This is a genomic window from Acinetobacter sp. Gutcm_16 (genome assembly GCF_028649355.1).
GTDB classification, from domain to species: Bacteria; Pseudomonadota; Gammaproteobacteria; order Pseudomonadales; family Moraxellaceae; genus Acinetobacter; species Acinetobacter johnsonii.
The window spans coordinates 17,059-40,861 of sequence record NZ_JAQSUV010000034.1; the positions used below are offsets into that span (position 1 = coordinate 17,059).

The window sequence follows — 23,803 nt, forward strand, 5'->3', positions numbered from 1 at the left end:
AGTCCTACATGAGTGGTTCTCATAACCATGATCACAGTCATGTTGAAGTGACTGCAAAAAATGCCAAGAAATTAACCATTGCACTTGCCTTGACGTTCACCTTCTTAATTGTTGAAGTGGTTGCAGGATTTATCACGCAAAGCTTGGCCTTACTGTCCGATGCGGCGCATATGTTTACCGATGCCGCTGCTTTAGCCATTGCTTTAGCAGCCATCAAAATTGGGCAAAAGCCTGCCGATGATAAACGTACTTTTGGCTATCAACGGTTTGAAATATTGGCAGCTTTGTTTAATGCCATGATGTTGTTTGTAGTGGCGATTTACATTTTATATGAAGCCTACCAGCGTTTTAGTCAGCCACCCGAAATTCAAAGCTTGGGCATGCTGATTGTTGCGGCTTTGGGTTTAATCATCAATCTGATTTCAATGAAAATTTTGGTGTCGAGCAGCCAAGACAGCTTAAATGTGAAAGGGGCTTATCTTGAGGTGCTCAGCGATGCCTTAGGCTCTGTGGGTGTGATCATTGGCGCACTGGTGATTTATTTCACAGGTTGGATGTGGGTAGATACCGTTATTGCTGTCTTGATTGGCTTTTGGGTCTTACCTCGAACTTGGGTGTTACTAAAACAAAGTATCAATATTTTGCTCGAAGGTGTACCAAGTGAAATTGATATCGAATCTTTACGCAATGACTTGCTGGCTTTAGAGGGTGTACAAGGTATTCACCAGCTTAAAGTTTGGGCCATTACCTCTAAGAATGTGCATTTAACAGCGCATTTGATTGCACCTGATGTAGATCAGAGAGCTTTATACCACCAAGCTGTGGAGTTATTGGGGCATGAGCATGGGATTACGCAAGTGACTTTGCAGATTGAAGAAGATGAATGCCATCCACACCAACATGAACATAGTCATTAAAAAAGACTTGACCTTAGACTTAGTCTAGGCTTTACAATAGCGTCACTTTATTTTAGTACGACATTATGCGTTCTACCACATGGATTAGCGTCTTAGTTGCTTTATTCATGTTCCAAAGTCTTTGGAACGTGGCGGCAGCTTTTTGCGTCCATGAAGAACAAAAAGCTCAAGTCGTGACACAACAAAGTTTTCATTTTGGCCACCATCAAACTACCTTGTGTGTGTCTGATGATAAGGCACACCAGCAAAGCAGTGCCGATAGCCATACTCAAACGGTAAATGATCAGTTTGAATTGGGTGAAGATCATCAAGATCATTTGCCCTCAATGGCACATTTGATTATTCCGAAAGAAAAAAACTATCAACTGCCACTCGCGCTTGAACTTCGTGAGCGTCCGCAGTTTTTTTGGCACAATGCTTATCAAGCCCCTGATTTATTGGGGCAACATCCTCCTCCTGAACATTCCCCGCTAATGGTGGGGTAGCCTAAAACATTTCCCACCACTTCTTCTAAAAATTAGTGGGAAAAAGCATGTCGAATCAATTTAAGGCGTTTATACGCCAAGCCCTTGCTGTGGGCATAACAACAGCAGCGATGCAATGGAGTTTTGCCGAACCGATCAAGACTTTGGATGAAGCTTTAGCAAAAGTAGAGCGTTATCAAAACCAAAGTGACATTGGGCAACAACGTCAAAGCATTACAGAGCTGAACATCAAAAACAGTGGCCTATGGCAAAATCCTAGCTTAAATATCAATCAAGATGGTTTTGGTTCAAATACCGATCAAGAGCTCAGTATTGCCATCAGTCAGCCCTTAGATGTGTTTGGACAGCGTAAGCTCAATCAAAAACTCGCAGAAACAGCGCAGCAACAAGGGCAGTTACAGCAACAACTGTGGACAGCACAAAGCCAATTGGTGGTGAAATTTGCATGGTCTCAGTTGGCTTTGGCACAAGTTGAAAAATCGCTGTACGCAGCACAACTCAAAGTGAGTCAAAACAATTTAGACAGTGCCAAAAAACGTTATCAAGCGGGCAGTATTGCTTTGGTTGACTATGAACGTGCGCAAATCGAAAGTTTGGATATGCAGCGCTTATACCAACAAGCGGTATTGGCAGAACAAGTAGCACAGCGTCAACTCTCAAACCTTTGGGGCGAAACCAAAGCCGATATTCAGCTCAATGCGACCTCAATGCCATGGCCAGATCAAAGCGATGCCACAGTACAGCGCTATATAGCTGCAGGCTGGTTGGAAAAGCTGTATGCACTGAACATTCAACAGTCCAATTTAAACATTGAAAGTTTAAAAGTGCAGGCACGTTCCAATCCGACTTTAAATGTCGGCATGAAACGAAGCCAAGCACCGAATGAAAGCAGTGATACCACATTAGGTGTTGGCGTGGATATTCCGCTGAATATTTTTAACCGTCAGCAATACAGCATTCCGATGGCCCAGCGTCAGCAAAGCCTGTTGAATCAGCAGCAACAGCGTGAGTTAAAACAGCAGATTTTAGATATCGCCAATGCCATGCATGAGCTCAAAGGGCTAAACAAACAGTTCAGTTCGATGAGCCAACAAACCACTTTGGCAGAACAAGTGCAAGTCCGTACGTTGCAAGGTTTTAAAGCGGGAAAACTGTCCATTACCGACATCCAACAAGCTAACTCACAACTGCAAAGCATACGCCTTGGGCAGTTGCAGCTATTACGTCAAGCTTGGCAGACCGCATTGAGCGCAGAAGCTCTCAGCCTTGGTACTAGCTACGAACAGATCAGTAGTTCAGATGCTTATAGCCAAATCAGTAAAAATTCAATCGCACAAATACAAGACCTCATCCTTGGCGGAGCACAATAATATGCAACTAAAAAACCAATTTGGAAAAATATCACAGCCATTGATGATTGGGCTTTTGCTTCTAGTAACACTCCTTATTGCTATAGGAATTTGGTTTAGCTCAAAAGATAAAACTACCGATGAACATGCGCATGCCGAACATGAAGAATCTGAACATGCGGATGAACCCGAGGCAGAAAAAGGACATGCCGAGGAAGGTGAAATTCAACTGACGGCGCAGCAACTGACAGAGCAAGGCATTCAAATCGCTTCAGCTCAACAAGGTGTGGTGTCTCAAGTCACCGTGCTACCCGGAAAGCTTGTGGTTAATACCGATCAGCAAGCACATATTTCGCCAAACTTTGGTGGGCATGTGGAACAGGTGAATGTTGAACTTGGTCAAAACGTACAAAAAGGACAAAACTTAGCTGTACTGTCTGTACCCGAGCTGATCGATCAACAGGCCAATTTGCGGATGGCTCAAGCCAGTTTGGATTTGGCACGTCAAGATTATCAACGTGAACAGCAGTTATGGTCACAGGGCATTTCTGCCAAGCAAGATTACCAACGAGCAGAAAATGCTTACCGACAAGCGCAGATTACTGTGCAGTCCGCGCAAAGCCGCTTAAACGCCCTAGGGGCAACAGGTGGAGGAAATGGTCGTTTTGCCATTAAAGCCCCCATTTCAGGTGTGATTAGCCAAAAAGATATCGTAGTGGGTGAAAACGTACAATTGGCCGATCAGCTTTTTGTGATTGAACAATTTAAAGAGTTATGGCTTGAGTTTAATCTGCCTGCTCAGTACTCAGGTCAGTTACAAGCCAATCAGAGTCTGACATTTAAGCCGAATGCTTCTGAGCAAAAATATGAAGCCGTCATCCAAAGCTTAACTTCTCAAGCCGATGCGCAAACAGGACGTTTGGTGGTACGTGCTAAATTAAAAAGCCAAGCGGCTGAACTACGTCCAAATGTTTTAGTGAATATCTTTTTAGACAATACCAGTTCAAAAACAGCGCTTCGCGTCCATAAAAGTGCTATTCAAAACATTGAAGGTCAAACTTCGGTATTTGTGGTCGACGCTGAACAAAAAGGACAAGTCCATTTGAAAGCGCAGCCTGTTCAACTTGGGCAAGCTTCAAATGACGCTCAATGGGTGGAAGTGATTTCAGGCCTAATAGCAGGACAACGCTATGTCAGCCAAGGCAGCTTTGTTCTTAAGTCTGAACTCGAAAAAGGCGAGGCTGATCATGCACACTAATCATGATTTGCCCAAGCCTGAAGGCTTGTTTGAACGAATTATTCAGTTCTCTATTCAAAATGCAATTTGGGTCATGCTCTTTGTCTGTACATGGATTGCGGTCGGAGTTTATAGCTATCAAAAACTGCCGATTGATGCAGTGCCCGATATTACCAATACGCAAGTACAAATTAATACCCAAGCCAATGGTTTTACCGCACTGGAGGTTGAGCAGCGGATTACCTATCCAATTGAAACTGCAATGGCTGGTATTCCAGATTTACAGCTGACTCGTTCTATTTCACGTTATGGTTTGTCCCAAGTCACCATCGTATTTGAGGATGGCACAGACATCTATTGGGCACGTCAGCAGATTAATCAGCGGGTACAAGAAGTCAAAGCGGACTTACCTAGCGATGTTTCCCCAACCATGTCACCAGTTTCGACGGGTTTAGGTGAAATTTATCAATGGGTCATTAAAGCCGAACCGAATGCAAAAAAAGCCGATGGTACAACTTATAGCGCGATGGACTTGCGGGAGATCCAAGATTGGATCGTTCGTCCACAATTGCAACGTGTTGCGGGGGTTGCCGAGGTCAACAGTATTGGCGGGTTTAATAAAACCTATGTGGTTGCTCCCGACTTAAACCGTATGCAGCAGTTGAATATTTCCTTAAGTCAACTACAAACAGCATTACAGGAAAATAATGAAAACCGTGGTGCCGGCTATATTGAAGAAAATGGTCAGCAGCTCACAGTGCGTGTTCCAGGGACACTCAACAGTCTTGCAGACATTGAAAATACAACGGTTTCCAGCCCAAATGGAAACCCCATTCGTGTGGGGGATATTGCGCAGGTTTCAATTGACCATGACCTCCGAACAGGAGGCGCAACCTATAATGGAGAAGAAACTGTACTCGGCATTGCTATGATGATGATGGGGGAAAACAGCCGAACGGTGTCTAAAGCTGTAGATGCCAAAATTCAAGAGGTGCAAAGCAGTTTACCGCAAGGTGTCAAAATAGAAACCGTTTATGACCGCACGACTTTGGTGGAAAAAGCCATTAAAACAGTGCAAAAGAACTTGGTTGAAGGCGCAATCTTGGTGATTGTGATCCTGTTTTTATTCTTAGGTAATATTCGTGCGGCGTTAATTACAGCCTGTGTGATTCCACTGTCTATGCTGTTTACTTTAACGGGTATGGCACAGCAGAACATCAGTGCCAACCTAATGAGTTTAGGGGCATTGGATTTCGGTATTATTGTCGATGGCGCAGTGGTGATTGTTGAAAACTGTATTCGCCGTTTAGCACATGCACAGCAGTTAATCAAACGTCCGTTAACTCAGTCGGAACGCTTTAAAGAAGTGTTTTTGGCAGCGCGCCAAGCCCGCCGTCCACTTATTTTTGGTCAACTGATTATTTTAGTGGTGTATTTACCGATTTTTGCACTGACTGGCGTAGAAGCAAAAATGTTCCACCCAATGGCGTTGACTGTTGTGCTTGCATTAGTCGCGGCCATTATTTTGTCGATCAGCTTTGTGCCTGCGGCTGTCGCACTTTTTGTTAAAGGTGACATCAAAGAAACTGAAAGCCGTTGGATGCTGTGGCTAAAGGATCATTATCAGCGGGTATTGGACTGTGCCTATCAGTATAAAGCGGTGGTTTTAACCTTTGCACTGTGCTTGTTGATGTTGACAGGATTACTTGCAACGCGTATCGGCAGTGAGTTTGCACCGCAACTGAGTGAAGGTGACTTTGCTGTACAGCAACTGCGCTCTCCAAGCACAGGCTTAGAAGAATCACTTCGTATTCAGGAAAATACGGAAAAGCTACTTCTGAAAAAATTCCCTGAGATACACGCTATTTTTGCGCGAACAGGCACAGCTGAAGTGGCGACCGATGTAATGCCTCCGAATATTTCAGATGGTTACGTCATGCTGAAACCCCGTGATGCATGGCCAAATCCAAAAGAAACACTCGATGAACTGCGTAGCCGTATGCAGGCCTATTTAGCAACGTTACCCGGTAACAACAGTGAGTTTTCTCAGCCAATTGAACTGCGTTTCAATGAGTTAATATCGGGTGTACGTAGCGATGTCGGTGTCAAAATCTTTGGCGATGACATGCAAGTATTAAGTGCGGAAGCTGAAAAAATCAGTAAATTGATTCAACAAGTTTCAGGCAGTACAGCAGTTAAAGTTGAACAAACATCGGGTTTACCTTTGCTCAATGTGGAAATTGATAAAAGCTTGGCAGCGCAATATGGCCTAAGTGTCAAAACCGTACAAGACTATGTATCAGCAAGCATTGGCGGGCAAAATGTCGGTGAAATTTTACAGGGAGACCGCCGTTTTGACTTTGTCATTCGACTCAATGAACAAGACCGTAGTGTCAGTGGGATTGCGCAACTGCCAATACAGCTTCCGAACGGTGGCAGCATTCTGCTCACTGATATTGCCACTGTAAAAATGATGGATGGCATCAACCAAGTCAGTCGTGAAAATGGCAAACGTCGTGTGATTGTCACGGCGAATGTGGAAGGGCGCGATTTGGGTTCTTTTGTCACAGAAGTACAAAGTCAGCTTAAGCAATACCCACTACCAAGTGGCTACTGGATTGAATATGGTGGTCAATTTGAAAACTTGGCCTCGGCGCAGGCTCGAATGCAGATTGTGATTCCACTGGCATTATTGACGATCTTTATTTTGCTGATGGCCGTTTTCCATAACATCAAAGAAAGCTTGCTGGTGTTCACGGGTGTTCCATTTGCCCTAACTGGTGGTGTGCTTTTCTTGTGGTTAAGAGACATTCCTTTGTCAATGTCGGCGGGCATTGGTTTCATTGCCTTGTCTGGCGTTGCCGTTTTAAATGGTTTGGTCATGCTGACCTTCATTAAAGAGCTAAGAGAGCAATACCGCTTACATGAAGCCGTTTGGCAGGGAGCGATTCTGCGATTAAGGCCTGTTTTAATGACCGCTTGTGTGGCGTCCTTAGGTTTTGTTCCCATGGCGCTTGCCACGGGCACAGGGGCAGAGGTCCAACGTCCACTGGCGACCGTGGTGATTGGTGGAATTATTTCTTCGACGTTATTGACCTTGGTGCTATTACCAGTGTTGTATCGTTGGATGAATGCAAAGAAAGAAACGAAAGTTTAATTCCTTAATCAGTTGAAGCATGGGGAGGCAAAATAGTCTCCTCATGCTTTTTTATAGTACTTGATATCAGCCTGATCGCTTTTGGGAGTTAAAATGGCAAATCTGTTATAGTCTGTTATATTTTTTTCACAAAGAACTGTATCTGTCCTTTCCTATAGGAAACCTTAGAATAATGAATATAGATAGAGCGTTGAGGTATTGAAAATGAACTTTTTACTGAAGAAAAATAGAGCTTGGTTTGTATTCTTTATCATTACTTTATATTCGTTTCTTGGATTTTTTCTTGGATTTATCATTTGGGAATACTTTTTGAAGTAGATACTAACGCTAAAGAAAACTAAGGCAGCTAATACTTCAAAAAGTGATCTGAATCTTACTTTCTGACTACCAGACTCAACTCCTAACGAGACAAGTCTGGTTGTTTAAACTTTAAAACTTCCATTGTACCGAGATAGATGCATTTAAAGGGTCGCCAGGTTGAATCCACATATCGCTATAGCTTGCAACATAGTACGTTTCGTCTAAGAGATTGTGCACATTGAACTGATAACGTAGCTGATCTGTTGGCGCATAATAAGCATTTAGATTCAACAACGTGTACTCAGGTAAGTCGAATCCGTTATCTGTACTGTGTCCACTACGTTTGCCCACATAGATCGCCGTTGCACCGAGTCCAACTTTGTCTGCATTAGCAAGGTTCCATTCATAGTTGCTGCTAACAGAACCACTATGTTTTGGTACATTGCTGAGTCGTGAACCTTTAGCAAGACTCTGGTCTTTTTCCACTTGAGCGTCTGTATAGCTATAATTGGCACGTATAGAGAATTGATCATTGAGCTGTGTCTCTAAATCCAACTCTAGCCCCTTACTTGAGACTTCTCCAGCGGTAATTTGATAGTTACTATCTGCTGGATCTGTGGTTAAGACATTCTCTTTATCCATTTTAAAGAGGACTAAGCTCAACAAGCTCTGTGGGTTAATCCGATATTTCCCACCAATCTCATAGCTTTTGCCTTTTTCAGGGTTAAACACATCGCCATTTCGGTCCATGCCACTGTTGAGCGCAAAGGATTCTCCATAGTTGACATACCATGACCAACGATCATTCAGTCGGTAGTTTAAACCCAAGCGAGGACTGGTTTGTTGTAAATCCTTTTTATTGGATGTACCTGCAAGTTTATTTTGAAAGTCTTGGGTGACGTGATCAAAGCGCGCACCAAACAGCATACTCCATTGATCATTGAGGAAAATTTGATCTTGTAGATTCAGTGCAAAATAGCGTTGCTGTTCTTCGGTGTTAATGAAAAGTGGCAGCTCGGGTAAGTATTGTCCATAAATAGGATCATAGATATCAATGCTATTTGGCACGCTACTGCTGTGGTTTCGACGCAGTTGTAATTGACGGTACTTCATCTGCCCAAGTTCAGTGCTCAAAAGTACTTCATGACGGGCCCAGTCTTGTTGGATCGTCCCAAGAACTTCAGTTTGAAAAAGAATGTCATCACTTTTATTGTCACGGTAGCGACGCTGGCGCTCTAATGTCTGTCCATCACTTTGAATACGACGAGGTTCACTGGAAAAGCCTTTGAGCTGAGTATCTTTCACACTAAGAGCATTATTCATTTTCCAATCATCATTAAACTGATGTGCAAGTCGAAGCTGATAGAAATGATCTTTTTGAATATGATCACCATCATCAGGTTCGCCTGTAAATGTTTTAGGGTCCATCACGAATTGTTTTTGATAACTACTTACACCACGGTCGAAGGTTCCATCTTGTCGGGTAAATTCACTGTCAAAATCTAACTGAGTCGAATCTGAAATTTTCCATGTGAGTTGAGGGGAGAAAAACCAACGCTCACTCTGCACATGATCACGAAAACTTTGATTATCTTCATGTGCGACCGCAATACGATAAGCCGCAGCATCACTGATTGGGGCAGTATGTTCAAAACTAGCACGGTATTTTTCTAAACTATTGGCACGTAAATTCACTTCTGAAGAACTTTCCCATTCGGGCTTTTTAGTGTTGATATTCAGTAGACCGCCAGCTTCCCCGCGGCCATAGAGCGCAGCCATTGGCCCTTTTAAAAAGTCGAGAGATTCAATATTCACCATATCTCGCGGAGCACTGAGTCCACGGTTGACACTGAGGCCATTTCTGATGATTTGTGCCCCAATATTGGGGTCTGTACTAAAACCTCTAAATGAAAAGTTATCCCAAAAGCCGCCACCATAATTGGTTTGACTATAGACCCCGCTCACTTGCGTGAGTGCATCGTCAATACGTTGCACATCTTGTTGCTGAATTAACGCTTTGGATAACACACTTCGACTAAATGGCACGTCTAAAATGTCATGTGAAAACTTAGTCATTGCGGTGCTTTGTTGAAGGTTTTCACCCTCAGTTTCGGCTTGCAATTGGATGGTCTGGAGTACTTCTGTTGAAGTTTCGGCCCAAGTGAAAGAACTCAGCAGGCTTAAATATATGCTTGAGGAAAAAAGAGAGAATTTATTCATCATGAAGGAGAGTAGCTTAGATTTTGTATTGTTATGTTATAACATTTTAATAAATTTGTGCTTAAAAAATCACTCTAAAATTGAAAAATGGCTTAAAAAAATGAAATAAATCAATCTAAGCTTTTAGGTTCCAATCCACCATACACTGTTTCAAGTCAGCTAAAGTCCCAATACCATATGCTGTATCAAATACGAATGAAGATATGGAACGCAGATCAAAGTTATAATTTAAAAGCAAGCGGTTAAACTATAAACTCAATTTCTAAACCTACACACTCAAAGCTATCTCCCAATAATTTAAAAAAAGCTGAGATATGTTGAATAATGTGCTTGTTCATTCTACAAAAATTGTGAATACTCATGCCGCAAAATTCAGGCTGTAAATTTATCTTTTGGGGTTAGCAACGACTGTGAAAACGTATCCATTTTCTCGTTTACAAAAAGCATTATTGGCGGTTGGTTCATTTTCATGTCTAGGGCTAAACTCGGTATGGGTACATGCGGCAGAAGAGAGTGATGTGGAACAACTTGCAACCATTACAACCACTGCTCAGACTGAACAACTGGCTTATTATCAGCCCAAAGTTAATTTGTCTGGGTTTGGTCAGCAAAACCTTGCAGCCATTCCTGCATCTATTCACACCGTTACTGCTGAACTGATCGCAGATCAACATGCGAAAACACTGGGCGATGTGGTAAAGAACGATGCGTCCGTTGGGGATGGTTATGCACCCATTGGTTACTATGCCAACTTTGTGATGCGTGGATTTAGCTTAAATGCGGGATCAAGTTATTTACTGAACGGTAATTTGCTACGCGGTGAGCAAAATGTAGCGCTTGAAAATAAAGAGCAAGTTGAAATACTAAAAGGCATGAGTGCGATTCAAAGTGGGATGTCAACGCCGGGCGGTGTGGTGAACTATGTGAGCAAACGCCCCAAAGATGTCCAGTCTTTAACCATTGAAGCAGACAGTCATGGCGGTAGTCGTGTGGCAACCGACCTTGGTGGATGGCTTGGAGACAATCAACAATTTGGTTATCGCGTGAATGCAGCTTATGAAGACATTCACCCGTATGTTGAACATGCCGATGGAAAACGTTTGTTTGGCTCCTTGGCTTTAGACTGGAAAATTTCAGATCGTTCAAAACTCGAATTTGATCTTGAATCACAGCATCAAAAACAGCGTTCGGTACCAGGTTATCAGCTACTTGGTGGTGAAACTGTGCCGACAGGAGTGGAATGGGATCGTTTACTGGGCTATCAAAGCTGGAGCAAACCAATCACCAATGAAAGTCTAAATACGAGTCTGAAATACAGCTATCAAATCAATGATAACTGGAACGGTAATCTGTCTGCTTCACAAAGTCGTGTGGTCGTAGATGATTACTCAGCCTTTGCCTACACCTTTGACACTGATGGTAACTATGACATTTATGATTTCCGCAGCCCAGATGACAGTTATCTAACCAATCAATTTAAAACAGGCTTAAACGGAAAATTCAGCACTGGAGCATGGCAACATAACCTGAGTTTAGAGTTGTCACATGCTTACAAACGCCATACCCAGTATGATGCAATTAATGAATGGATAGGTACAGGAAATATTTATGATGATCCTATTAGCTATACGCCTACGGATAAAGCCTTAGGTAATCATTACAAATCTCTGGATAGTCAACAAACAGCCCTCAACCTGTTGGATCAAATCGAATTTAATGATACTTGGTCAGTTTTGCTAGGCGGTAAGCTTTTACATTTAAATGAAAGTGCCTATGCTGCAGGTGGCAACAGTATTCGTGATACCGACTTCAATCGCTTCTTGCCACAGCTTGCGTTGATGTATCAGCCTTGGCAGAACACTCATCTGTATGCTTCTTATGCCAAAGGAATCAGCGACGGCAGTCAAGCGCCATGGTCTGCCTATGGTAATCCGGATAAAGGCATCGTAGGAAATGCCTTTGAAACTTTAGCACCAAGACGCTCAACTCAATATGAGTTAGGTCTTAAACAGCAATGGCAAGAGCTACTGTTTACTGCTGCATTGTTTGACTTAACACAAGATCATCAATATACCAACTTAGACAATTACTATGTCACCGATGGTGAACAGCATAATCTAGGTTTGGAATTGGGCTTGCAAGGTCGCGTTGCTGAAAATCTAGATATGACATCGACTTTGGCACTGACCCGTTCACGTTTGGAAGATATACAGGTAGATGCTTATAAAGGGCATCAAACTCAAAATGTACCGACGGTTCGTTTTGCCAGTCATGTGTCTTATCAAATGCCTCAAATAGAAGGTTTACGTTTACTCGCAGGTATGCAATACAGCAGCAGTAAATACGCCAACAAAACGGGGACGGTTAAAGTTTCAGGCTATACCGTATTCGATGCAGGTGCAGCTTATAACTTCCGTGCTTATGGTTATGACAATATGCTTCGCCTGAATGTGGACAACCTGTTCAATAAAAAATATTGGCGAGATGCAGGAAGCTTCTTCGGGGATGACTATTTATTTCTGGGTACACCGCGTACAGCACAATTTTCATGGACTGTGAACTTCTAAACAGAAATCGCTAGGTTTTAGGTCTTCTAAATTCTCCAATGTTGGGTCGTCGGAAAACCTATTACTAGTGTGATTGATGTTAGATGTGGACTTATTCATTGACATAATGATGACGGTTGAATAAGTCTGCAGAAATAGGTTTGTATAAAAAATTCTTACTGCACTATGATCAAAGCGAATTCTTAAGTTTGTGAATCAATATTCAAAAGCAAACTTTGAAGGTTTGAGCTCAAGCGTTTTAACACTTTGAATTATCGTGATAGAGGAACATTTTATGTTTAATAAGAATAAACGGGCAATCGTGGTTGGTACTTCAAGAGGGATTGGTCTAGGTTTAGTTCGTGAGCTGCTTAATCAGCACTGGTATGTTATAGCCACTATCCGAGACATAAACCAAGTTTCTACAGGATTGTATCAACTGCTTTCTGAGTATCCCAACCGACTTGAATTAACCGAATTAGATTTAAGCTATGTACAAACGGCAGACCGTTTACTCAGTAAATATCATGAAAAATCCATCGACCTGCTGTTGGTTTCTGCGGGCATTCTTGGGCCAGAACATCAACGCGTTGAGCAGTGCACGCCCAATGAGATTGCTAATCTGTTTTGGGTAAATAGTATTGCACCCGTGACGATTGCGAGAACACTTCTTCCTTTGATGAAAGAAAAGAGTGTCATTGCATTTATGAGTTCTCGCATGGGAAGTGTTGCTTTAAACGATGATGGAAGTATGGAGCTGTATCGTGCAAGCAAGGCTGCTCTCAACAGTATCACACGTGGCTTTGCAATAAATGAGGCAATTCCTGCCCAAATAGGCGTGCTGAACTTACATCCAGGATGGGTGCAAACTGAAATGGGCGGAAGCCATGCACCCGTCAGCGTAAAAGAAAGCACAACGGGCATTGTACGTGTGGTTGAGGATTTTATTGGCAAGAATGAACAACAGTTTGTCGACTTTCAAGGTCATGAAATAGCGTGGTGATAACCACAGCCTAAATAATGCAATGCAGTTCCCCACTCTTTGAGGGACTTCATATTGCTTTCATCCTAAATAAAATAACAATATGCTAAAAAGTGCGATAACCATTTAAAAATAGTCGTACCGTATTTTGAATATTTTCTTGTAACTGTTCTGTATTGGGTAAAGAGGACTCATCTCAAAACTACAAGAGCTGCACCATGATTAATTGTATTTAAGAAATGTGATCGACACAAAACACAATTTCTAGATCTATACAATCCTATCTTTTTCCAGTAATTTTACTATGGTATGAAAAATGCTAAGAATAAAATGACTCAAAAAGGATGACCTATGAAAAAAACGATTTCAGCTTTAACACTCAGTTTAAGCCTATTACTCCCATGTGCAGCATTTGCCAAAAATAATGTCGTTGTTGTCGCTACTGGTGGAACGATTGCAGGTGCTGGTGCAAGCTCTACCAATAGTGCAACTTATACTGCGGCAAAAGTTCCTGTAGATGCATTATTAAATGCGGTTCCCCAGATTCAAAACCTTGCCAATGTGACTGGTGTGCAGGCAATGCAAGTTGCATCAGAAAGTATTACGGATAAAGAATTATTATCCCTTGCACGTCAAGTCAATGACTTGCTTAAAAAGCCTGATGTGAATGGTGTCGTGATTACACATGGAACAGACACCCTAGAAGAAACAGCTTTCTTTTTAAATTTAGTGATTCATTCAGATAAGCCGATTGTATTGGTCGGGTCAATGCGTCCAAGTACTGCACTTTCTGCTGATGGCCCGTTGAACCTTTATAGTGCGGTTGCACTTGCTGCCGATGATAGTGCAAAAGGTAAAGGAACTTTTGTGCTCATGAATGACGACATTTTTGCAGCACGAGATGTTTCAAAAACAATTAATATCCATACCAATGCATTTATGAGCCAATGGGGTGCGCTCGGAACCTTAGTCGAAGGAAAACCATATTGGTTTAGAAATACAGCAAAACGTCATAATAAGAGTTCAGAATTTAATATTGAAAATATTAAAGGTGATAGCTTACCGCTGGTACAAATTGTTTATGGTTCAGGCAATATGTTGCCGGATGCATACACGGCTTATGCGAAAGCAGGGGCAAAAGCTATTATTCATGCAGGTACAGGAAATGGCTCGGTAGCCAATTATATTGTCCCAACTTTAACTGACTTGCAGAAACAAGGTGTGCAAATTATTCGTTCATCTCGCGTACCCCAAGGTTTTGTTCTTAGAAATGCAGAACAACCAGATGACAAATATGGTTGGGTCGTCGCACATGACCTTAACCCGCAAAAAGCTAAATTACTTGCTGCACTTGCTTTAACAAAAACAAAAGATGCCAAGGAAATTCAACGCATTTTTTGGGATTACTAAACCCAATAACGGTGAACTCGCATAGTAACGCTTTTCAGCTAAGCACCTTAAAAATTTAAGGTGCTTTTTTACCGTCTATAAATAAATTAAATTCATCGACTCTATATCGAATAAATATTTAACAAATCAACAGTAATCTATACTCACCATCTTTTTCGACAGGCGCTCTATGCACACAAGGCAAGACCTGTTGCGTAGGATGATCTACCGCCAAGCGCCAAAGATGTCCTAAGCCTAAATTCACAGGTTTTACATTTGGTTTAGACTGATAATGCAAATCAAAAAAGTACTCTTCTAGGAAAGCTTCAAATTCAGCTTCTGAGCCGTCATGTAGTTCCTTGAGTTTTTCTCTGATTTCGGGAATCAAAATCTTTTGCTCGACCTGATCATTGGGCACGATATCACTTGCAGCGCCGTGGTAGGTACATAAGAAAGTATCTGTTTCTATGGGTGAACGATCTATATGAAACGAATATACATCTGTTGAAATAAAGTCTAGCTCGTCATCACGTTCATAACATTTTAGTAAATTAAGTGAAGGGGATGCACCGAAATCAGTTAAGAGCTGAATATCACTTAAGAGAATATCCCTTGCTAAATTTCCTTGTTCTGAGAGTTGTAGCGCTAAAAGATCTTCAATAGAAACTTCTGTAATATTTTCTTTTAACTCAAGTTTAGCCACAATTTCTTTAAAATCGCCAACCAAATCTCTATGCCAGCAAAGTGCATTCATCTCTCCTTGAAATTTGGAATTTACAAGTGCAGAGAAAGAAGAAACCACTCTAATTTGAGGGATGTCAGAAAACGGATTTTTCATATTAGAATTTAATACATCATCAACTAGACCTAATAATACCCCAGCTTTATTAGAATATTGTCTACCAACACTATTAAGTGGTTTAAAGAAATCAAATTTCGGGTGTAGTGAATGATGTGAAACAGAGATTTTTATTGTTTAATAAGCTAAAGACAGTTAAACCTAAGAAATTTTTATAAAAAGATTGGTGGTATCTGTACCGAAAGTTACTGGTAATGTAAAAAATTGGGGAAAATAAGTTGAGAATAAATCATAAATCTTTGATTGTAATTGTACTAAATGGGATATTTCTTCAGGCTTGCGATCTATCTACAGATAAAACTCAAAAAGTAGAAATTGAAGAAAAGGCTTCTGATTTTACTCCGCCAATGGGACCTTATGGATTACCTTACCGCGTAGGAAATTTGGGAGGTAAACCCGTAAATTTGAGTGAAGGCGTGAGTGCGGATTATGAGTTGTGCCCTGTATGGGAGTGGAGTAAAGCTGAATCTGAATGTAAACCAAGACCAAAACGAAATTATGACTCAGTTATAAATTTTATTGCTTTCGAGATACGTTATACCGATGAGACTTTGCTTGTTACATATGTAAAAGCGCCACAAGCTAAGACCTTAGATAAGGAATATAGAATACAGGATGCATCACCAGACACACCCTGGGTAAATGTATTTGCATATGCTGGTAATAGATATGTGAAGGATGGGGATATGAGGGCTCTACTTGATAGAATTATAAATAATAAACCATTAACTAGTCCATCAGGAGGTTTAAATTACATTAGAGTATATAAAAAAACAGATCACTTAAATTATGGCTTGGAAAAATATATTCCAGATCAAAAGTGGATATCTCAATATGGGTATGAAGATACTGATGATTTATACGTATCTATGGAAAAAAATAAGAATGAAGACATATCAATTATCAATTGCTCAAACCATCCATCCTCAATACAAAAGTGCAAACTCAGATTTATTTTAGAACCCGAGTTGAAAGTCTATGTTCATGCGAGTTTCAGTAAAAATCATTTAAAAGATTGGAGAGAAATTCAACAAAGTGTTAAAGCGATGATTTTAAGTTTTACAGTACAAAAAACTGTAACTTCCCATATTGAATAGAGGATTTTTTATGACTACCCGTTGGATTATGAGCGCCATTAGCAACAACTTCAATTAATTCATGTTTTTATCTTTCATCCATTAAATAATTAAGTAGCTGTACCTGATCTATAACCTTAGTCTTAATACAACCTAAGCTTGATCCTGTATCAGCTACTTAATTAGATAAAGCTCTTTCCTTTATTCATGTTCTCTACGAAGACTCAATGAAAGCTCATCCCAACGTTGTATCGCTGCGTCCATTGCTTGCATTTTAACATGGCCAAAACCACGTACATCTGCTGGTAATTTAGCAATTTGCTCAGCTACAGATAAGTCATAGCTTTCAGGTGTAGAGCTGATGGCTTTTACAAATGCGATATAACGATCACGCCAAGCATGTTCTTTTTGACGTTCTTGCTGTAAAGCAAATGGATCAAGGAAAGACTCTCTGAGCCACTGTAGGCGAGCAAGAATCATCATCGGAATACGCATCCAATATCCGAAAGCACGTTTGCGTATGACACCATGAGCACCCAAAGCTGGTGGTGCTAAGTGATAGGTTAAACGTAAACCTTGACCAAACTGGGTTTCAATTGATTGTTTAAAGCGTTTCCCTGTGAGTAAGCGTGCAACTTCATATTCATCTTTATACGCCATGACTCGATAGAGCTGTGTCGCAATGATTCCCGCTAATTCATAGGGTAAAACTTTGGCAGCTTGCTCCACAACTGCTCGATACTGAGTTGCATAATCTTGATTCCAATACTCGACCAGACGAGCAGAACGATCTTCAACGAGTTCGGCCACCGTGGTTGGTTTACGCGTTGTAGGTATGGTTGCAATAATGCGTTTGGCTAAGTCAGGATCACTCATCAGATGGCAACCGATACGGAAAGCTTCAAGGTTTTTTTCAGTAGCCGTACCGTTGAGGTGAATTGCCTTTTCAATACTTTCGCGTTTAAGCGGTATCTGACCTGCTTGCCAAGCCATGCCAAGTAAGATCTGATTTGCAAAGATTGCATCACCTAAAACCTGTGTGGCAATACGTGTTGCAGGTAAAGATGTGAGTTTTTCTTGTGTAGTTCGACCACGAAGTCGGTGAATCAAATCTGTAATTGGCGCATACCAATCACGAGATTGAAGAAAATCAGAAGTAGGGGAACTATCTTCATTGACGATGATAACAGCGTCAGATTTTAGACGAGAAAGTGCCGCATTACTGCCTGCAACAATCGCATCTGCACCGATTAAAATATCACATTGACCCGCAGGGATTTTGGTTGCGGAGATTTGCTCATCCTCTGTCGCGAGTTGTATGTAGGAATAAACCGTACCCCCTTTTTGAGCCAATCCAGCCATATCCATGATACGTGTAGCTTTACCTTCCAAATGAGCAGCCATTCCCAATAAAGCACCCGCTGTAACTACACCTGTACCGCCAACACCACCAACCATGATGCGAATGGGTTGTTGATCAAGTTCTGGAAGGATTGGCTTTTCTGGCCAGCCAGCTTCTATACCTTTGAATATTTCTGGGCGTTTCATATCACGAGTATGGACTGTGACAAAACTTGGACAGAAACCTTCGACACAAGAAAAGTCTTTGTTACAACTACTTTGATTAATTTGACGTTTAGTACCTAATGCTGTTTCAACGGGTTCGACAGATAAACAGTTCGATTTTTTAGAACAGTCACCACAACCTTCACAAATCTCACTATTGATAAAAACACGCTCTGCTACATCTGGGTAAGCATTGCGTTTACGACGACGACGTTTTTCACTGGCACAAGTTTGAACATAAATTAGCGCCGTAACACCAGAAATATCACGCAGTTTGCGTTGCACATCTTCCAGTTCATTTCTGTGGTAAATCTCGACATGAGACGCAATACCTTCTTCGGCATGAATCAGCTCAGGTTCATCAGTGACGATGACTTGTTTTGTGATCCCTTCAGCATCCAGTTGTCGTGTTAATTGCGCCACGCTCAGATGACCATCGACATGTTGCCCACCCGTCATTGCAACAGCATCATTGTAGAGAATTTTGTAGGTCATATTGAGTTTTGCTGCGATGGCCTGGCGGATAGCAAGATAGCCTGAATGGAAATAGGTTCCATCGCCTAGATTGGCAAAAATATGCTTTTCATTGGTGAAATGTGAAGCACCAGCCCAACTTACGCCTTCACCACCCATTTGTGTGAATGTTTCTGTTCCATGATTCTGTAACACGGCAATATAATGACAACCGATCCCGCCCAGTGCACGACTGCCTTCGGGTAACTTAGTTGATGAGTTGTGAGGGCAGCCGCTACAAAAGAAAGGTTTACGTTCTGCAATATCTAAAACACGCCGTGACTCGTGCTCTGCTTTTTGTAACAGCTCAAGTCTATTTTGAATTTGCGTTTTTAAGCTTTCTGGAAGATCTAATTTTAAGAATCGAGCAGCCAACATTTTTGCAATCGGTTCAGGTTGGAACTCATAATGACCAATCAAAGGCGCTTCATCAATCGATGTACTCCATTCACCTTTTCCATCACTCGCTTTACCGATGATACGCGGGCGTTTGCCATCTGGAAGCGCATAGAGTTCATCTTTAATCTGTGCTTCAAGAATAGGGCGTTTTTCTTCTACAACAATCAGTTCTTCTAAACCTTCGGCAAATTCACGCAGACCTTGCGGTTCTAAAGGCCAAATTAAAGCAACTTGATACACTCTCAATCCGAGCTGTTGGGCCGTTTCACCTTCAATTCCGAGAATACGTAACGCTTCAATCGTATCTAAATAACCTTTACCACTTGCTGCAATGCCAATACGCGCATCAGGACAATGCCATGTCACCTGATTTAGTTGATTTTCACGTGCATAAGCCAATACAGCGGGTAAGCGATATTTATAAAGACGTTCTTCTTGTTGAATGCCGTGATCAGGCCAACGTATATTGACACCATCTTCAGGCATTTGAATATTTTGGGGTAAAACAGGAGTAACTCGATCTAAATCCACATGAACAGAAGCAGAGGTTTCGACGATTTCACTGACCAACTTCATTGATGTCCATACACCCGCAAAGCGTGACATGGCAACCGCATGAGCACCTAAATCAAGAATTTGCTGTATTGAAGTCGGGTAAAAAATTGGAATGCCACAACCAATCATCACGTGTTCTGACTGGTGTGGAATACTTGACGATTTACAAGAGTGGTCATCACCAAAGAAGGCAACCACACCACCTCGTTCTGATGTTCCTGCAAGATTGGCATGACGCAGAACATCTCCAGAACGATCCACACCAGGGCCTTTGCCATACCACCAAGACGTTACACCATCATATTTACCTTGCCCTGCGAGATTGGCTTGTTGGGTACCCCAAATTGCAGTAGCAGCGAGATCTTCATTTACACCGGGTTGAAAAACAACATGATGGTCTTTGAGTATGCCTTCAACTTGCCAGAGAAAATTATCGTAATTTCCGACAGGGGAACCACGATAACCTGAAATAAAACCAGCAGTATGATAACCGTTTAAAGTATCCCGCCGTGTTTGCGCGAGTGGTAAACGCACCATAGCCTGAATACCTGTCATATAAGCAGTACCGTCATCACTGAGATATTTATCTTCAAGTGACACATCCTTGGTTGGAATTTTATTTGGGGTAAATTTTGTCGCTATATTCATTTATATCTCCTTTGAATTTTGTAGATCGAGCTACTTTCTTTTCTCAACATCCCGTTGAATATTTGGAGTAAATGACATACTCGAAAAAAGATTGATCAGTTCAACTTAAGACAATGAAACTGTTCAATGTATGTACATTAATGTCATTGTGGGTGATCCAGACTGGTGCAACAATGCGTAATTAAGAAAAACATATTTACGTTATGCGCAAAAATCTTGAGGGTGGATTACTCCATGCAATGCATGCTTTCCTAAAAGTCATTGATAGTGGAAGCTTTACCGCTGCCGCAGAGCAGATGGAACTGACAACAGCGCAAGTGTCTCGACTCATTAGCGAGTTAGAAGGGCGTTTAGGTACAAAATTACTACAACGATCGACCAGACAGCATGCGTTGACCGATATTGGTGCAGCTTATGCAGAGCAATGTCGTCAAGTACTCGCAATGGTGGAAGAGGCTGAAGCTCAAGCCATGGGAATGGCAAGCAAACCGCAGGGCAAGTTACGTGTTTTGAGTATGGCCAGTTTTGGTCATCATTATGTATCTCCGATGCTAGCCGAGTTCTGTCAAACCTATCCCGAGCTTACGGTTGAATACCGTACTTCGCAGAATGTACCAGACCTTTTAGCCAAAGGAATTGATGTCAGTTTATATCTCACTGAATCTTTGGCCGACTCAAGATTTGTTGCTCGCCGAATTGGAACAATATTTTCATTACTCTGCGCATCGCCAGCCTATTTAGAAAAATATGGCGAACCAAAATCATTAGATGATCTACAAAAACACGCATGTTTAAAATTGGTGAATCCATCTATTACACCGCAATGGCATCTAGTCAGTGAAAACAGTTGTTCATATCAAATCGATATTACAGGGCAGTTGATTGCTGACACACCAGAACTATTATTAGACATGGTGCAACAAGATATGGGTATCGCATTACTTCCAACTTTTGCTGTGATTGAGGCTATACGTACTGGGCGATTGCGCCGTGTTTTAGCAGATTGGAGATCACCTGATATTGGTGTTTATACTTTACTCCCATCACGTCATTTTATTGATGCTAAAACAAGAGCATGGTTAACCTGGGTTGAGCAGCATATTTCGCCTAAAATTCAGAGTGATACAGAGTATTTTTTATAATGCATGCAGTGTCCATAATCTTCAATTTATTCTTTCACTTCTTGTTGTATCCATCCAACAAATTTTTCAATAAGTGGTGAGTTTTCCTGACTGGAATGTATTAAATAATATGCTCGCTTTTTTTCTAGTTTTTTAGTCGAAACCATAACTAATTCCTTTTTTTGTAATTCTTTTTTGATAAGCATTTGTGGAATTAACGCCATTCCCATACCATGATTAGCAGCAACGGCTAACATTGAAAATAATTCATGACGTTGACCATGGTTAGGGTTAGGGTGCTTTATTGGATGGAGATTAAACCATTCCTCCCAAATATGAGGTCTTGTCGTTTGTTGTAACAACGGAAGTTCTATTAATTGTTGTGCACTTAAATCAAAGCTATTGATATTAATCATCGTAGCATCAGGAAAATAGTGTGTAATTAAGCTAGGTGCGCATACGGCAACCACATCTTCATGCATTAAAAAGTGGCTACATGTGCCAGGCCATTGTTCAACCTGTTGAGGTGTACCTGCATAAATAGCAGCATCTAGAATATGGTCATTAAATAAAAAAGGTCGTGTACTAGTTTCTAAATGGACAGTAATTTCAGGATAAAGTTGATTAAAGGTTTGTAACTTTGGCAACAACCAGCGTGTAGCAAATGTAGGTACTACCCCGAGTTTTAAAGTACCTCCTTGCCCTTTATGCGCAATAACATCTAGTGTGGTCTGTTCTAATCCCTTTAGATAGGGCGTAATACTTTTGAAATATTGCTGGCCGACATATGTTAGTTCTACTCCATGGCGTGTTCGAGTAAATAAAGGAACATCTAAATAGTTTTCTAGTTGTTGTATTTGTCTCGAAACAGCACTTTGAGTTAAAAATAGTTCTTGTGATGCATGCGTATAGCTAGCATGACGTGCTGCTGATTCAAAACATAAAAGTGCTTGCAAAGAAGGAATTTTGCGACGCATATATCATCCTTGAAAATATTAAGATATCAATAAATTACATATCATTATGTTATGACTATACAACTTAAGTATAAAAACCTTCAATCATCCTGATAATTTAAGTTTAAGAATTTTAAATTAAATAAAGTATGCGGAAAATGCATAACTGCATGCATATTTATTGTTTGAAAGAAAGACTATTCACGCATACAGTCAATCCAAGAATAATACAACACATGGACTTAAAGGTTGGTGAGGACACTATGAATCAAATGGTAAATTCTAAGAAAGTAAGTAAATCAAATTTTAACTGGCAAGACCCGTTCCTAATAGAACAGCAACTCAGTTCAGAAGAGCGCATGATTCGCGATGCAGCAGCTGCCTACTGTCAAGACAAGTTGATGCCACGGGTATTAGAGCAGTTCCGCCACGAAAAAACTGATCCTGCTATTTTTCGTGAAATGGGTGAATTAGGATTGCTGGGTCCAACCATTCCTGAACAGTACGGTGGTGCTGGTTTAAATTATGTCAGCTATGGTCTGATTGCACGTGAAGTCGAGCGAGTCGATTCAGGTTATCGTTCAATGGCCAGTGTACAAAGTTCACTAGTCATGGTGCCGATTCATGAATTTGGTTCTGAAGAACAAAAACAGAAGTATTTACCAAAATTAGCCACAGGAGAATATATTGGCTGTTTCGGCCTGACTGAACCTGATCATGGTTCGGATCCGGGTAGCATGATTACCCGTGCCAAAAAAGTCGATGGTGGCTACCGCTTAACTGGCGCAAAAATGTGGATTACCAATAGTCCGATAGCAGATGTATTCGTGGTCTGGGCCAAGGAAGTATCCGCTGAGGGGAAAGTCGGTGATATTCGCGGATTTATCTTGGAAAAAGGCTGGGAAGGACTTTCAGCACCTGCGATTCATGGCAAGGTCGGCTTACGCGCATCGATTACCGGTGAAATTGTGATGGATAACGTGTTTGTACCAGAAGAGAATGCATTTCCAGAAGTACGTGGCTTAAAAGGTCCATTTACCTGTCTGAACAGTGCGCGTTACGGGATTGCTTGGGGGGCCATGGGCGCAGCAGAGTTCTGCTGGCATACGGCACATCAATACACTATGGATCGTAAACAGTTTGGCCGACCACTTGCTGCTAATCAGTTGATCCAGAAAAAACTGGCCGATATGCAAACTGAAATTGCACTCGGCTTACAGGTGGCTTTACGCTTTGGTCGTATGAAAGATGAAGGCATTGCATCAGTCGAAGGTACATCTTTAATTAAGCGTAATAACTGTGGTAAAGCTCTAGATATTGCACGTCTGGCACGTGACATGATGGGCGGTAACGGGATCTCTGATGAATTTGGTGTAGCACGTCATCTGGTTAATCTGGAAGTAGTTAATACCTATGAAGGTACCCATGATGTGCATGCGTTAATTTTAGGACGCGCACAAACCGGAATTGCCGCTTTCGGTAACTAATTTAGTTCTTCAATTCAGGATGTTTATTTATAGGCATCCTT

The 23,803-nt window shown here is 41.4% G+C and carries 16 protein-coding genes; 12 read left to right on the forward strand and 4 right to left on the reverse strand.

Features of this window, described 5'->3' with window-relative positions:
• Nucleotides 1-8 precede the first annotated feature (8 nt).
• The 6 genes from PTT44_RS12260 (at nucleotide 9) to PTT44_RS12285 (ending at nucleotide 7,463) form a co-directional block, all read left to right on the forward strand.
• Nucleotides 9-917 carry a cation diffusion facilitator family transporter gene (locus tag PTT44_RS12260; RefSeq protein ID WP_136143601.1) on the forward strand — a complete coding sequence of 303 codons (909 nt, stop codon included), beginning with the start codon at nucleotides 9-11 and terminating at the stop codon, nucleotides 915-917.
• A 65-nt stretch (nucleotides 918-982) separates the two neighbouring features.
• The gene (locus tag PTT44_RS12265) at nucleotides 983-1,402 is read left to right on the forward strand and encodes a cation efflux protein, CzcI-like (protein ID WP_168159831.1); all 420 of its coding nucleotides are present in this window, start codon (nucleotides 983-985) and stop codon (nucleotides 1,400-1,402) included.
• A 47-nt stretch (nucleotides 1,403-1,449) separates the two neighbouring features.
• Nucleotides 1,450-2,772: a TolC family protein gene (locus PTT44_RS12270; protein ID WP_168159830.1), complete on the forward strand. Its 1,323-nt coding sequence runs from the start codon at nucleotides 1,450-1,452 to the stop codon at nucleotides 2,770-2,772.
• Nucleotide 2,773: 1 nt separating this feature from the next.
• Nucleotides 2,774-4,009 (forward strand): efflux RND transporter periplasmic adaptor subunit, encoded by a 1,236-nt coding sequence (locus PTT44_RS12275; protein WP_168159829.1) that lies wholly within the window; start codon nucleotides 2,774-2,776, stop codon nucleotides 4,007-4,009.
• Entirely contained in the window at nucleotides 3,999-7,145 is a 3,147-nt protein-coding gene (locus tag PTT44_RS12280) for an efflux RND transporter permease subunit (protein ID WP_168159828.1), read from the forward strand. The genes PTT44_RS12275 and PTT44_RS12280 overlap by 11 nt, the downstream gene beginning before the upstream one ends.
• 204 nt (nucleotides 7,146-7,349) lie before the next feature.
• Complete coding sequence (locus tag PTT44_RS12285; RefSeq protein ID WP_010326689.1) at nucleotides 7,350-7,463, forward strand: hypothetical protein; 114 nt, start codon at nucleotides 7,350-7,352, stop codon at nucleotides 7,461-7,463.
• Nucleotides 7,464-7,574: 111 nt separating this feature from the next.
• Here the strand turns inward: PTT44_RS12285 and PTT44_RS12290 are convergent, their stop codons facing one another.
• Entirely contained in the window at nucleotides 7,575-9,668 is a 2,094-nt protein-coding gene (locus PTT44_RS12290; protein WP_168159827.1) for a TonB-dependent receptor, read from the reverse strand.
• Between the two features lie 407 nt (nucleotides 9,669-10,075).
• Between PTT44_RS12290 and PTT44_RS12295 the strand changes: the two genes are divergently transcribed.
• The 3 genes from PTT44_RS12295 (at nucleotide 10,076) to PTT44_RS12305 (ending at nucleotide 14,603) form a co-directional block, all read left to right on the forward strand.
• Complete coding sequence (locus PTT44_RS12295; RefSeq protein ID WP_168159826.1) at nucleotides 10,076-12,232, forward strand: TonB-dependent siderophore receptor; 2,157 nt, start codon at nucleotides 10,076-10,078, stop codon at nucleotides 12,230-12,232.
• 274 nt (nucleotides 12,233-12,506) lie between these two features.
• Nucleotides 12,507-13,214, forward strand: a complete 708-nt coding sequence (locus tag PTT44_RS12300) for an SDR family NAD(P)-dependent oxidoreductase (protein ID WP_168159825.1) — start codon at nucleotides 12,507-12,509, stop codon at nucleotides 13,212-13,214.
• Nucleotides 13,215-13,544: 330 nt separating this feature from the next.
• A complete protein-coding gene (locus tag PTT44_RS12305) occupies nucleotides 13,545-14,603 on the forward strand; it encodes an asparaginase (protein WP_087012958.1) in 1,059 nt (352 codons plus the stop codon).
• A 118-nt stretch (nucleotides 14,604-14,721) separates the two neighbouring features.
• Here PTT44_RS12305 and PTT44_RS12310 read toward each other — a convergent pair whose 3' ends face one another.
• Nucleotides 14,722-15,420, reverse strand: coding sequence for a DUF1826 domain-containing protein (locus tag PTT44_RS12310; protein WP_168159824.1), 699 nt, complete (start codon nucleotides 15,418-15,420; stop codon nucleotides 14,722-14,724).
• Between the two features lie 239 nt (nucleotides 15,421-15,659).
• Here PTT44_RS12310 and PTT44_RS12315 point away from each other — a divergent pair, with 239 nt between their 5' ends.
• Nucleotides 15,660-16,538 (forward strand): hypothetical protein, encoded by an 879-nt coding sequence (locus tag PTT44_RS12315; RefSeq protein WP_168159823.1) that lies wholly within the window; start codon nucleotides 15,660-15,662, stop codon nucleotides 16,536-16,538.
• A gap of 180 nt (nucleotides 16,539-16,718) precedes the next feature.
• Here PTT44_RS12315 and PTT44_RS12320 read toward each other — a convergent pair whose 3' ends face one another.
• A complete protein-coding gene (locus PTT44_RS12320; RefSeq protein ID WP_168159822.1) occupies nucleotides 16,719-20,198 on the reverse strand; it encodes an indolepyruvate ferredoxin oxidoreductase family protein in 3,480 nt (1,159 codons plus the stop codon).
• A 203-nt stretch (nucleotides 20,199-20,401) separates the two neighbouring features.
• On the opposite strand from PTT44_RS12320, the gene PTT44_RS12325 reads away from it, so the two are divergent.
• Nucleotides 20,402-21,340: a LysR family transcriptional regulator gene (locus tag PTT44_RS12325; RefSeq protein ID WP_004979669.1), complete on the forward strand. Its 939-nt coding sequence runs from the start codon at nucleotides 20,402-20,404 to the stop codon at nucleotides 21,338-21,340.
• 26 nt (nucleotides 21,341-21,366) lie between these two features.
• Here the strand turns inward: PTT44_RS12325 and PTT44_RS12330 are convergent, their stop codons facing one another.
• Nucleotides 21,367-22,296, reverse strand: a complete 930-nt coding sequence (locus tag PTT44_RS12330) for a LysR substrate-binding domain-containing protein (RefSeq protein WP_168159821.1) — start codon at nucleotides 22,294-22,296, stop codon at nucleotides 21,367-21,369.
• 242 nt (nucleotides 22,297-22,538) lie between these two features.
• Here PTT44_RS12330 and PTT44_RS12335 point away from each other — a divergent pair, with 242 nt between their 5' ends.
• The gene (locus PTT44_RS12335; protein WP_168159820.1) at nucleotides 22,539-23,762 is read left to right on the forward strand and encodes an acyl-CoA dehydrogenase; all 1,224 of its coding nucleotides are present in this window, start codon (nucleotides 22,539-22,541) and stop codon (nucleotides 23,760-23,762) included.
• Nucleotides 23,763-23,803 lie beyond the last annotated feature (41 nt).